This window comes from Prosthecobacter fluviatilis, assembly GCF_055388355.1.
On the sequence record NZ_AP043782.1, the window covers coordinates 2,451,988 to 2,464,354 of the forward strand.

11 protein-coding genes are annotated in these 12,367 nt (G+C 60.6%); 7 read left to right on the forward strand and 4 right to left on the reverse strand.

The window, feature by feature from the left end; genetic code table 11:
• Positions 1-2: 2 nt before the first annotated feature.
• Positions 3-1,778: a hypothetical protein gene (locus tag ACZ5WW_RS09495; RefSeq protein WP_377164792.1), complete on the reverse strand. Its 1,776-nt coding sequence runs from the start codon at positions 1,776-1,778 to the stop codon at positions 3-5.
• A 56-nt stretch (positions 1,779-1,834) separates the two neighbouring features.
• Positions 1,835-2,773, reverse strand: coding sequence for a polymer-forming cytoskeletal protein (locus ACZ5WW_RS09500; protein WP_377164790.1), 939 nt, complete (start codon positions 2,771-2,773; stop codon positions 1,835-1,837).
• A 160-nt stretch (positions 2,774-2,933) separates the two neighbouring features.
• Between ACZ5WW_RS09500 and metX the strand changes: the two genes are divergently transcribed.
• The 6 genes from metX to ACZ5WW_RS09530 all read left to right on the forward strand — a co-directional run bounded on the left by metX (position 2,934) and on the right by ACZ5WW_RS09530 (position 9,578).
• A complete protein-coding gene (gene metX / locus ACZ5WW_RS09505; protein ID WP_377164788.1) occupies positions 2,934-4,139 on the forward strand; it encodes a homoserine O-acetyltransferase MetX in 1,206 nt (401 codons plus the stop codon).
• 11 nt (positions 4,140-4,150) lie between these two features.
• Positions 4,151-4,927 (forward strand): MBL fold metallo-hydrolase, encoded by a 777-nt coding sequence (locus ACZ5WW_RS09510; RefSeq protein ID WP_377164786.1) that lies wholly within the window; start codon positions 4,151-4,153, stop codon positions 4,925-4,927.
• Between the two features lie 80 nt (positions 4,928-5,007).
• The gene (locus tag ACZ5WW_RS09515) at positions 5,008-6,579 is read left to right on the forward strand and encodes a TIGR03790 family protein (protein WP_377164784.1); all 1,572 of its coding nucleotides are present in this window, start codon (positions 5,008-5,010) and stop codon (positions 6,577-6,579) included.
• 100 nt (positions 6,580-6,679) lie between these two features.
• Positions 6,680-8,095: an outer membrane protein assembly factor BamB family protein gene (locus ACZ5WW_RS09520; protein WP_377164782.1), complete on the forward strand. Its 1,416-nt coding sequence runs from the start codon at positions 6,680-6,682 to the stop codon at positions 8,093-8,095.
• Between the two features lie 203 nt (positions 8,096-8,298).
• A complete protein-coding gene (locus ACZ5WW_RS09525; RefSeq protein ID WP_377164780.1) occupies positions 8,299-8,742 on the forward strand; it encodes a 3-keto-alpha-glucoside-1,2-lyase-like domain-containing protein in 444 nt (147 codons plus the stop codon).
• Between the two features lie 56 nt (positions 8,743-8,798).
• Positions 8,799-9,578: a cyclic nucleotide-binding domain-containing protein gene (locus ACZ5WW_RS09530; RefSeq protein WP_377164778.1), complete on the forward strand. Its 780-nt coding sequence runs from the start codon at positions 8,799-8,801 to the stop codon at positions 9,576-9,578.
• Positions 9,579-9,608: 30 nt separating this feature from the next.
• On the opposite strand, the gene ACZ5WW_RS09535 is transcribed toward ACZ5WW_RS09530, so the two are convergent.
• On the reverse strand, positions 9,609-10,991 hold the full coding sequence (locus ACZ5WW_RS09535) for an enolase C-terminal domain-like protein (protein ID WP_377164775.1): 1,383 nt from the start codon (positions 10,989-10,991) through the stop codon (positions 9,609-9,611).
• Between the two features lie 160 nt (positions 10,992-11,151).
• Here ACZ5WW_RS09535 and ACZ5WW_RS09540 point away from each other — a divergent pair, with 160 nt between their 5' ends.
• On the forward strand, positions 11,152-11,937 hold the full coding sequence (locus ACZ5WW_RS09540) for an amidohydrolase family protein (RefSeq protein ID WP_377164773.1): 786 nt from the start codon (positions 11,152-11,154) through the stop codon (positions 11,935-11,937).
• 2 nt (positions 11,938-11,939) lie between these two features.
• Here the strand turns inward: ACZ5WW_RS09540 and ACZ5WW_RS09545 are convergent, their stop codons facing one another.
• Entirely contained in the window at positions 11,940-12,293 is a 354-nt protein-coding gene (locus ACZ5WW_RS09545; RefSeq protein WP_377164771.1) for a DUF4339 domain-containing protein, read from the reverse strand.
• Positions 12,294-12,367: the final 74 nt, after the last annotated feature.

Below are 12,367 nucleotides of genomic sequence, written 5' to 3' on the forward strand. Positions count from 1 at the left end.
CGCTACTTCTTCACAGACCTCGACTTGTCTGTATAGAACACCATCGGCAGGCTCAGGTGCTCCTTGTCACCCACTGTCTGGCCGACAAGGGGGATGAGATTTTTGAAAGGAAACTCGGGGCTTGGGGAAAAATCACGGTCAAAGGCAAGCATGGGCCCACGCACAATCAGATCACGCCATTCGGCATACGGGCCGGTGTAGATGTCAGTGATACGCTCGACCTTGGCAGAGACGGGCGTCATGATAAAACCGGCCAGCTTGGCACCCTGCGCCTCAGCTTTTGATTTCATGGTCTCGTAGTCCCCGCGCTGGGTGCAAAGATCCACACAGGGCACATCTCCGTACCAGGCGATAAAGGCAGGCGCATCAGAAATGGCGAACTCATGCTTGTCCATGATCTGGCGCAAAATGGAAACGCGCTCCGGCAAAAATGGCGGCCAGTGCGGCGGGATCTTGCCGCCCATGGTAAGGCCAAACTTCATCAGAACGGGCAGATTCACGGCCATGGGGAGCGCAGTGATCAGCAAAGCCACCAGCGGCGCCCCCCAGCGTGACATGAAGTCACCGGACATTTGAAAGCGCGACCACAGCACCACAAGCATCGCCGCACCAAAGGTGCACATCGCAGGCATGAGCACAATGTAGAGCGCATTGTCGTCCTTCTCCTTTTCAGCAAGGCCCAGGAGTCCCATGCCGATGGTTACGCAGGCAAAAATAACGGCCAGCGTCCAGCGCGCGGAGACCGCATCCGCCTTGCGAAAGCGGTGCATGAGAGCAAGAAAAAAGAGCAGTGCAGGCACCGCATAGCCCAGATGTGCCATGATCAGCCCCAGCTGATCCTGCCAGCCGAGACCGACGCGCCGCAGCAGGTCATCCACCTGCAGCAGAGGCACACTGGGGGAGAAGTCTCGCAGCAGCAGATCATGCGCCACAGCTGAGGACTGCGCTTGAAACAAGGCCTTGATACCCCCCAACGGATCACCGCAGAGCTGCAGGTTCCACCACCCCCAGGCGGCGAGTGTCAGCACCGGCGGCAAGGCCACCACGAGCGCTCCAGCCCTGCCACGCGGAAGAAAAACCGCCAGACCGACAACGATCCCCACCACAATCCACAGGGCCATCCAGTGCGTGAGCAGCATCAGCGAACAGACGATCCCCAGCAGCGTGAGCGGCACAAACATGCCCCGGTTGTCCAGCGCACGCCCGGCTGCTGATGCATAAAGCCGGAACGCCAGTGCAAACAGCAGCACCAGCAAAGCCCTCGGCGCACCACTGACCATCAGCTCCCAGGCCGGCTCGCATACCAGCAGCGCAATCGCCGAGATGGAGGCGACTTGTTCGTCAAACAGCTTCCGAGCTGCGCCATGCGTGAAAAAGATCGTGAGCAAATACCACGTCACTCCAAAGCACGCGATCACACGGTCCAGCAGAAAAATCGCCCCGCCGGTGGCAGGGTCATAAACTTCCCAGCGCTTCATGAAACGAAAGGCCACCGACCACAGCAAAGGCTGGAGCGGTGGTTGAACGGTTTCCGGCATCGCCAGCGGGGAGGGCGGCTTCTGCGCAGCCTCCATCTGCGACCAGGCATAGGGTTCGATCACGTGGGTTTGATACGATCCCGTACGGGCGATCTGCCGTGCGAGCTGAGCCTGATTCATGCCTTCGGCGCTGCTCAGACCGCGAAAGGTCACAAACACATGCAGCAGCGCCATGACGATGGCGGCGGCGTAGAACACCAGTCGAAGCAGAGCGCCGGGGCCGGATGAGGTGGAAGACATGCCCGTTACATGCCACAGCAGTGCCCTGCGTGCCAAGAACGATCTCGCACCCGGCGTTACTGGTGCGGCTCGAAAACCACCCTTGCACACTGGTGCTGGCCATCCGCACCCGTGCAGCGCCAGTGCCAGCGCACCGCGGGCTTTACAAAAGATCCCAGCTTGCCCTCCAGAATGCGGAACTGCCCCAGCAGCGCACCGCCATCACGCACCTCCAGCGAGCGGGCAGCCACCTTCCCCGACAGAGTCCCGCCCTTTTCCAAAATCACCGGCCCCTCACAAACAAAATCACCCGAAACGTATCCTGAGACGCTGATCGACCGGGCACGCACCTCCTGCAGAAAAGTGACCTCACAACCGGCCGTCACTTCGAGTCGGTCACAAACGATGCTGTCAGCATAGAGCCCGTCAGTATCTATCGTGCGGGATGGCAGTTCCAGAACGGCCTGCTCAACACGCTTGAGCTTTTTCATGCAGATCGGGCAGGAAGGCGTGGCAAAGTCTCCCGCCGTGGTGACGACGAAGAGAAAGTCACTTTTCTCACCGGGCAGCGCCCGCACTGCGGCATCCAGTGCCACGGCATCCACTGCTTCGATGCGCAGTTCTTGCGCCGCACTGAGCGCCGCAGGGCTGAAGCCTGCCGGCGCGATCAAAATGCCACGGGTGTCGCGCGCGGTGCGCACCTCCTGCGCGAAACGATGCACCGTCTCGGGTGTGGCCCCCCATTCGTTCCATGGCGCGGTCTTCACCATCGCGCGTCGTGCCTTGGCAGAGCGGGGCTCCTCAATCATGCCAAACAGAACTGCCGCATCCGGCATGATCCGTGATCCCGCCAGCTCGCAGCCGGCTTCGGCAGCTATCGCACGCGCCAGATCTGAAACCCGCGTCCAGTCCAGGCATGAGATCAGCTCTGCCGACCAGCCCGCCAGCCGGTCCACGCCGCCGCAGCTCCGCAGCGAAAAACCTGCTTCTTCGAGAGTGGCAAACGGATCAAGCATGGATGATGTTTGGAGCTGGCAGCCGGAGTTCCGGCACTAAAGAGCGGGACTCATGCACATTCAAGGCGGGCACCGGCCAACCTCTGATCCTGACATTCAGCCACAGGCGAAGAGCAATCAGCCTTGCCGCGTCTCCAAAATCCTGTTTCTTCCACGCCTCATGTCAAAGGCCGTCAAAACAGCAGAAACCAAGTTTTTCCACACCGGTAGCGCCAGTGCACCATTCACCTTTGCCTCCGGCGCCCAGCTGCCAGAAATCACGGTCGCCTACGAAACCTACGGCAAGCTCAACGCCGCCAAATCCAACGCCATCCTGCTTTTTCATGCCCTTTCCGGCAGCCAGCACGCGGCGGGCGTCACCACCGAGGTGCCGGGAACCGATCAGCGCTGGACCGAAGACTGCCACAACGGCTGGTGGGATCTTTTCATCGGGCCGGACAAGGCGCTGGACACCAAGCGCTACTTCATCATCTGCGCCAATTACCTCGGCGGCTGCTACGGCAGCAGCGGCCCGGCATCCGTCAACCCCGCCACCGGCAGCCCTTATGGCAGCGCCTTCCCGGAAGTGCGCACCAGCGACGTCGTCAGATCCCAGCTGGCGCTGCTGGACTCGCTGGGCATCCAGCAGCTCCATGCCGTCATCGGGGCCTCCGTTGGCGGCCTGCTGGCCATCAACCTCGCCACCCTCTACCCGGAGCGCGTCAGGCTCGTGGTTCCCATCGCCAGCGGCTGCCGCACCACCGTGCTCACCCGCCTGACACTCTTTGAGCAGGTCCTGGCCATCGAAAACGACCCACACTTCCGCGGCGGCAATTTCTACGACGGTGCAGCTCCCGAATACGGCCTGGCGCTGGCGCGCATGATCAGCCACAAGACCTTTGTCCATCTCGACGCCATCGAGCGCCGTGCCCGGCAGGATGTGAAAAATGGCGGAGACACCCTCTCCTGGTACCGCGTGCAGCACAATGTGGAGAGCTACATGCTGCATCAGGGCAAAAAGTTTGTGAAACGCTTCGATGCAAACACCTACCTGCGCATTGCCGACATGTGGCTGCGCTACGATCCGCTGCGGGACGCCGGAGTGCAGACCTACGGCGAGCTCTTCGCCCGCAGCGCCGCCGCCGGCCAGCACTACCTCGTCTTCAGCATCGACAGCGACTTCTGCTTCTACCCTGAGGAGCAGGCAGAGCTGGTGAGCCACCTCGAAAAAGCCGAGGTTTCCAGCATGCACATCACCGTACACTCAGACAAAGGTCACGACTCCTTCCTCCTCGAACCCCAGCTCTACACCCCGCATCTCTCATTTACCCTTGATGGCCGCTGGAACAAAGGCTCGGTGGACCGCCCGGTGCAGGAAGTTGAATAGCCTCCATGACCATGCAGCTCACCTTCCTCGGCACCGGCACCTCTGTCGGCATTCCCGTGATCGGCTGTGACTGCGCGGTATGCCGCAGCCCTGACCCTAGGGACAAGCGGCTGCGCAGTTCCGTTTACATCCGCACGCCGGAGGCCGCATGGGTGGTGGACACCGGGCCGGATTTCCGCATGCAGTGCCTACGTGAAAACATCCGCAGCCTGGATGCCGCCATCTTCACGCATCCGCACATGGACCACCTCACCGGCTTCGATGACCTGCGCCGGTTCACCACCGAGGCGGATCATTTTCTGCCGATCTATGGCACTCCGGAATGCCTCGCCGTGCTGGAACGCATGTTCATTTATGCCTTCAATGGTGAAAACCGCTATCGAGGCTATCTCAAGCCCTTCCCAAAACCCATTCACGGCCCGTTTCACCTGGGTGAAACGACAATCACCCCCCTGCCTGTCCAGCATGGAAAAGTGGACACCATCGGCTACCTCTTCACCCGTGCTGGCAAGAAGCTCTGCGCTTACATCCCGGACTGCAAGACGCTGCTGCCCCACTCCATCGAGCTGCTGCATGGCGTGGACACCCTCATCATCGATGCCCTGCGCCACACGCCGCACCCCACCCACATGAGTTTTGAGGAGAGCCTGGCTGTGCAGCGCGAACTCCGCCCCCGACAGACCTGGTTTACCCACATCCAGTGCGAGATCATGCATGCTGTGGAAGATCCCAGGCTGCCTCCCGGCGTAAACATTGCCTATGACGGACTCAAGCTTGAGTGGACTTGAAATGCATCTTGCGCACAGGAATGACGAATAACCCACAGTTCATTCCCCCTGCGCAGCCATGCTGGCGCGGAGCCTGCCGCATGGCCGGGCCCTTCACTCATGCCATTCGCCATTGTTTCCTCCTGCTGCTGCTTGCGTTCCCAGCCCGCGCCCAACTCGTAGCCGACTGGGATGCCGCAGCGGAAACAGCCGTGGTTTTCAACCTTGATTTTCCCGGCTCAAGGGAGCTCGCGATGTTCTATGCCGAAAAGCGCCACATCCCGAAAGAGCACGTCATCGGCCTGCGCTGCTCGCAGGAGGACTCGATCTCACGTGGCGAGTTTGAGTCCCAGCTGCGTGGCCCGCTGCTGCAGGTTTTTGAGAAAGGGCACTGGTGGAATGCCGAGCCGCCACAGCCTGGCAAACCGCTCACCGGAGACGGCGCCCCCACTCCCGCCGCAGCTTCCGGCAAGGTGCGCGTACTGGTTCTCATGCGCGGTGTGCCTTTCCAAATACGCCGTTCTGCGCAGAAACCCCGGCAGTCGGAAGAGGATGAGGCCAGCGTCGATTCCGAACTGGCGGTGCTTGGCCTTAACAACCCGCCGGTAAAAGGCGGCCTTCGCAACCCCTACTTTGACCAGCAGACACGCTTTCCCCGCGCCCAGCACACATCTGGCCTTCTGATCGTCGGCCGGCTGGACGGCCCCGACGACACCACGGTTAGACGCATGATCGACGATGCCATCTATGCCGAGCAGACCGGGCTGCTCGGCCGTGCCGTCATTGATCTCGCGCAGAAAACCGGGGCCTATCAGGAAGGTGAAGACTGGCTCAAAAACAGCGCCGAATCTTACCGCCACGCCGGCATCCCCGTCTTTGTTGACCGCTCCGCTGACTTGCTGCGCGCTGGCTGGCCTCTGCCTGACACGATTCTCTACTTTGGCTGGTACACCGATCATATCGTCGGAGCGCTGGCCTCCCCCGACTTCCACTTCAAGCGGGGTGCCATCGCCTGTCATCTGCACTCTTTCAGTGCCAGCACCATCCGTTCTCATGACAAGGCCTGGGCTGGCCCGCTGCTCTCACGCGGAGCCGCCGTCACCTTTGGCAATGTCTTTGAGCCCTACCTCGCGCTCACGCTGCATTTTGACATCTTCAACAAGCGGCTCCTTGAAGGTTTCACCGTCGGCGAGGCCGCATGGAATGCCACTCCGGCGCTTTCATGGATGAACGTCGTTCTGGGCGATCCCTTGTACCGCCCCTACGGCAAGGGCATCGGGGGCAAACTTGGCGAGGGCACCGACCGCGACTATGCGCTCTACCAGGGGATGGCGCTGCGCCTGGCTGGCGAACCCGACGGCCACATCAAGACCGCACTCACCGAGTTCGCCGAGAAACGCCAGAGGCCTCGGCTGCTTGAGCTCACCGCATTGCTCTCTGCCCTTCAGTCCAAGCTTCCGCAGGCCATCGACTTGCTCGAGCATGCCGAATCCACCACCAAGGATGCCGCTGAACTGCTGCGATTGAGGCTTTACCGGGCTGAAATGCTCCGCCGGGCAGAAAAGGCAGACGCTGCACGCCAGCTGCTGCGCGAGACACTGAAAGATGCCCGCTTCAAGGAGCAAGGAGCTGCGACTGCAGCCGAGTCCCTGCTCCAGGACATGGGAGGATGAACCTTCCAGACCTTGCAGAGAATGAGGCGAAAATGGCAGTCCGTGCTAAAACCCAGGGCTTGTCGCTCGTTTGGTCATAGCCGCTTATTCCCACCCATCCATGAAGATCACCACCACTGTTTTGTTGTCTCTTTGCCTGACCCTCGGGGCCAGCGCTGAAATCCGCACTTGGAAGGACGCTTCAGGCGTCCATGAAATCAAAGCTGAGCTCGTCAGGGTGGCTGGAGGCAAAGTCACTCTGAAGCGTGACAATGGCGCACTGCTCACTCTGGATGTCTCCGCTCTCAGCAAGGCAGACCAGGCATTTCTTGGTGCTGGTGCTTCCGCCGGCGGCAGCAGTGCCGCACCTGGAGACTGGCCGCAGTGGCGTGGCCCTGGCCGGGATGATATCTCCAAAGAAACCGGACTTCTCAAAAAGTGGCCCTCAGAAGGTCCGAAGCGTCTTTGGGTCAATGAGGAGGCCGGGCTTGGATATTCGGGCTTCGCCGTTGTGGGAGGCAAGCTCTACACCATGGGCCTCTATGATGCTGAGGAGAAGCTCATCTGCATCGACACCGCCACCGGCAAAAAGCTTTGGGAAACCCCTGTGGGCCCCATCCTGAAAAACGGCTGGGGAGACGGCCCTCGCGCCACCCCCACTGTAGCCAACGGCATGGTCTATGCCACCAGCGGCACAGGCGAGATCATCTGCGCGAATGCGGCAACGGGCAAGGAAGTCTGGAAAAAGAGCCTGACCAAGGACTTGGGCGGCAAGATTCAGGGCTGGGGATACACCGAATCCCCGCTGGTGGATGGCGATCTTGTCATTGTGACACCGGGCGGCGCCCAGGGGGCCGTCGCCGCGCTGGAAGCCAAGACAGGCAAAGTCGCATGGCAGACTAGCGACGTGACTGAAAATGCACAGTATTCTTCCGTGATCCCCATCACCCAAGGGGGCGAACGCGAGTATGTGCAGCTTCTCATGAACAGCATCCTGGGCGTCTCCAAAGCGGGCAAAGTGCTGTGGAAAACTGAATTCCCGGGCAAGACCGCCGTGATCCCAACCCCCATTTTCAGCGAGGGTCAGGTGTATGTGGCTGCGGGCTATGGCGTCGGCTGCAAGTCGGTGAAGATCGACGGTGGCACTGTCACGGAATTGTACTCCAACACCAACATGGTCAACCATCATGGTGGCGTGATCCTCATCGACGGCCTGCTCTATGGCCACTCCGACAAAGGCGGCTGGACCTGCCAGGATTTCAAAACCGGCGAAGTCGTCTGGCAGGACAAAGGCATCGGCAAAGGCGCAGTGACCAGTGCAGACGGCATGCTCTACTGCCTCGCTGAAAATGACGGCACGGTCGCCTTGGTCGAGGCATCCAAGAAGGGCTGGCAGCAGGTCAGCAGTTTCAAGCTTCAGGCCACCTCATCACAGCGCAATCCCAAGGGTAAAATCTGGACCCACCCCGTGATCAGCAACGGCAAGCTCTACCTGCGAGATCAGGAGTTCATCTCCTGCTACGACGTGAAAGGCTGATGCGCTGGGCTATCCATTCTTTCGGAGGCAGGGCCGTCTGGCTCTGCCTCTTTTTTGTGCTCACTCACTGCGGTCCTGCTCCACGCGCAGAGTGGAAGCTGCTCGCTGACGAATTCTCACACGCCTGGAATGCCGCCGGAATTTCCGGGGAAGGCACCGTGACCATCCGGGAGGCTGAGATCACGCTATCTGCAGGTCAGCCCATGACTGGCGCATGCTTCCATTCATGGAAGAACGCCGGACTGCCGGCCACCCGCTACTCCATCGAATACGAAGCCATGCGAGTGGAGGGAAATGACTTCTTTGGCACCGTGACTTTTCCAGTGGCTGAGTCCCACGCTTCTTTCATCGTTGGCGGTTGGGGTGGCACTCTTGTGGGCATCTCCAGCATCGATGACTTGGACGCCAGCGAAAACACCACCCGGGGAAACGCCTACTTTGAAAACAACCGTTGGCACAAGGTCCGCATCGAAGTGCGCGATGAGGACCTGCTGGCCTGGATCAATGGCAAGCTGTTCGTCAATACCAGCATCAAAGGCCGCAGGCTCGGCCTCCGCACAGGTGACATCGAAAAGTGTGCACCCTTCGGATTTGCCAGTTATGCCACGCAGTCACGCATCCGCCATGTCTTGATACGCCGCCTCTAAAAAGTACGCGACGTGAGGGCTTGACCTCCCGGGACCACCCCATATCCTCCGAACTCATGGCAACCGAGCATTTTCAACGAGGTCAGGTCATTTTCCGTGAAAACGACAAGTCCCAGGAGGCTTACTTCATTGTCAGCGGGTTGGTCGAGATCTCCATCAACACCGCCCACGGCATCCAGTCACTCGCCAAGATCGGCCCGGGGGAAATCTTTGGAGAAATGGGTATGATCATGGACCGCCCGCGATCCGCCACCGCCACCGCGCTGGAAAACACCACCTTGGAAACCATCGCTGAGGCGGAGTTTGAGCAGCAGATCATCCAGCGCCCCGACCGCCTGCATGTGTACCTGGCCACTCTGTTCGAGCGCATCCGCAGGACTGACCTGCTGCTGACCACCACCACCAATGCCACCGTGCCGCTGGTGGCAAAACCCAAGCCTGCCGCCGAGCCTGTTTTCCGAGTGAAGATCCGTTCACACTACGAAGAAACAGGCTTCAATCATCCGGCTGTGGAAAAAACGATCACCAAGCTGCCCTTCCGTATCGGACGCACCTACTTCGACACCGCAGTATCGTCACTCGCCCGCAACGATCTTTCCATTGAGGAACCGCATCCTTACCAGCTCTCGCGCAATCATTGCGAGGTCGATTTCGAGCACGGCCATTTCGTTCTGCGGGACCGCGGCAGCAAGCTTGGCTCCTGGGTGAACGGCGAACACGTCAGTGTCGATGCCGGCTGCATCACCTGCCTGCTGAGAACCGGCGAAAACAAAGTCATCTTCGGCAACGCCGACAGCCCACACCGCTACACGATCACCATCGAGCAGCTGGAGTGAGCTGAATAAAACCGGAGATGCAGAGTCTGCTTACAGGCTGCGCTTCACTTCATCCGCTCGATAGCCAAATCCCGGGCCGCTGAGCGTGCTCAAGTCCACGATGCCATTGCGCCGCTGGAACAGGCCGGGGTGAATCTCCTGCTCGGGCAGCGAGGCATCGGGGTAGAACTGCATGGCATTGCACTCCACCCCCTGGATCGTGCCCGCATGTGCGGCAAGGCGGACGTGCGGGATCATGGCCAGCATCGGATTCGTCAGGTCCTGCACCATCAGCGGCATTCCATGCGCCTTGGCCCAGCAGAGGCTCAGCAGCGCGCCGGTCTGCGTCTTGCAGGTCTTCAGCGCCACACCGGACCAGCCTAGCCGGCGACCCAGACGTACAAACTCCCAGTCGTGCGCGCTTTCGTCCAGAAACAGCGGCTTGCGCGCTGACACGCTGCGGACATCGATCTGATGCTTTTCAAGATCGTACGGAAACGGCTGCTCCACATACAAGGTGCGGGCGTAGATCTCCGGCTCGTCACGCAGCAGCTTGTCGAGAATGTCATTCACATATCCCGGCTCCTTCACCGTGCAGTTAAAGTCGGCGCTCAGCCATTTCACGCCGCCGGCAAAACCGATGCGGCCAATGCGCTGCATGCGCTCATAATCCCAGGCCGCATCCGTCCCCCGCAGCTTGACCTTGAGGCACTTCAAGCCATCGCGCTTGATCCAGTCCGCCAGCAGCAGCGGGTGTAAGTCCTTGGGCTCTGCACCGGTCAGATCTGCCGCCTCCAGCGCATCCACACCGCCCACGAGATGCCACACCGGGAGCTGTTTCGGCGCGTCCATCACCAGATAGTCCTGCGGGTAACGTCCTTTAAAATCGATCCCGCTGTCCTCCTCCGGCGTGATGTAGGCGGAAAGATCACGGCTCATGAACTCCGCATTGTAGGTCGAATAGATGTCACGGTTGTGCAGCACCCCATAGGCGTCATGCACGGCGATGTCGAAAGCGCTGAACGCCACCAGAGAGCCCAGGTAAGGCATCTCATCACCGCCTGCCGCCGCATTGGCCTCTTTCAAGGTGGCCGCCAGCGGACCATGCATGAAGTCCGCGCCAATCTCCATCGGATGGCCGGCAAATCCGCTCTCAACCAGCCTTGTGGCCAGCAGCGTGGAAAAGTCCTGCATGCGCTGCGCACGCACCGCCACGCTCAGGCTGCTGGGCCACACCCAGGATACGCTCAGCGGCGTCTCGCCCCAGCCCTGCGCAGTTTTGCCGCTGCGGTCAGCCACCGTCACACGCACCCGCAGGCACACCGCATTGGTCACGGTTTCGGGGCCAAACTTCAGCGGCACACGCATAGTGATGGGCAGGAAATAAACTTCGGCGGCTGTGACGCGGACGTCGGTAGGCTTGGTGGTGGACATGCGGGCAGAATGAAGCGCAGCCACACACCCGCAAAGAAAAGCTGTGCCCTGGCGCCCATTTCTTCTGCAATGCATGGCTGCAGATCGGCGTTTATTTTACGGCCTCCCCTGCCACGGCACAAACCATGCCTTGCGCCGTTGAGCCGCAACCATCATCCGCATGCGCATCTGGGATCTGCACTGTCACATGTCCGGCGTACCCGGCCTCACGCCCGAGGAACGCCTCAAGGCGCTGCTCGTCTACGCCGACCGCATGGGCATCGAAAGACTGTGCGTTTACATGGGCCTGAAGTGGTCGCAGGACCCCACGCCGGCCGATCTGGTTCAGCAAAACAGCGAAGTGCTGCGCGCCATTGCCAAATATCCTGACCGCGCTTTTGGCTTCGTGTACCTCAGCGCCAAGCATCCCGAGGCAAGCCTGGCGGAACTGGAGCGCTGCGTGGCCAATGGTCCGATGGTGGGAGTCAAACTGTGGGTGGCAGAAAGATGCAACGTGGCCGCCATCGACTCGATCATCCGCCGCGCCGCTGAGCTGAAAGCCGTCATTTTCCAGCACACCTGGTTCAAGACCACCGCCAACTATCCCGGTGAATCGACACCGGATGACCTCGTCGCGCTGGCAAAACGTTTCCCCGATGTGCCCATCATCTGCGGCCACACGGGCGGCACCTGGGAGCTGGGCATTCGAGCCATCCGGGCCCAGGCCAACCTGTATGCCGACCTCGCCGGCTCAGACCCCACAGCAGGCTTTACAGAAATGGCGGTGCGTGAGCTTGGCGCCGGGCGGGTCATATATGGCAGCGACTGCGGCGGGCGGAGCTTTGCCAGCCAGCTGGCGAAAGTCCATGGTGCACAGATCAGCGACGCCGACAAACAGAAGATCTTTTGCGACAACTTGCGCAGCCTCATGCGGCCTATCCTGCAGGCCAAAGGCATCCAGGCCTGATCTCAGTCTTTCTTTTTGCCGAAGCCGAAGAGACGCCGCAGGAAGCCTCCTGCCGCCTTGGGCTCGGTGGCCGTCGTGTTTGGCGCGTTGGGCCCAGCCAGCCGGCGCGCGCCTGCGTCTGAAGCATCATTGCCTAGCTTCCTGGCCGCCACATTAGCAGCAGGTATGCCGGCAGGAGTCGGGAGCGACGCAGCCCACCACGTCGGCGCCAGTGCAGCCACCGTCTGCCAGGCCTCCAGTCCTGCATGCCAGACAAGTGAATCCGAGGCCAGTTTTTTGGCACGCGCCAGTTCGGTCATGGCCTGGTCATCCATCGGCCCCTCGGCTGCACCCGCGTTGTCATAGTACCAGTTCATCGGATTATGCAGATAGACTACGCACTCACAAAAACTGCGCAAGGCAGGAGGAAATGCTTTTCACCGCCGCCGAA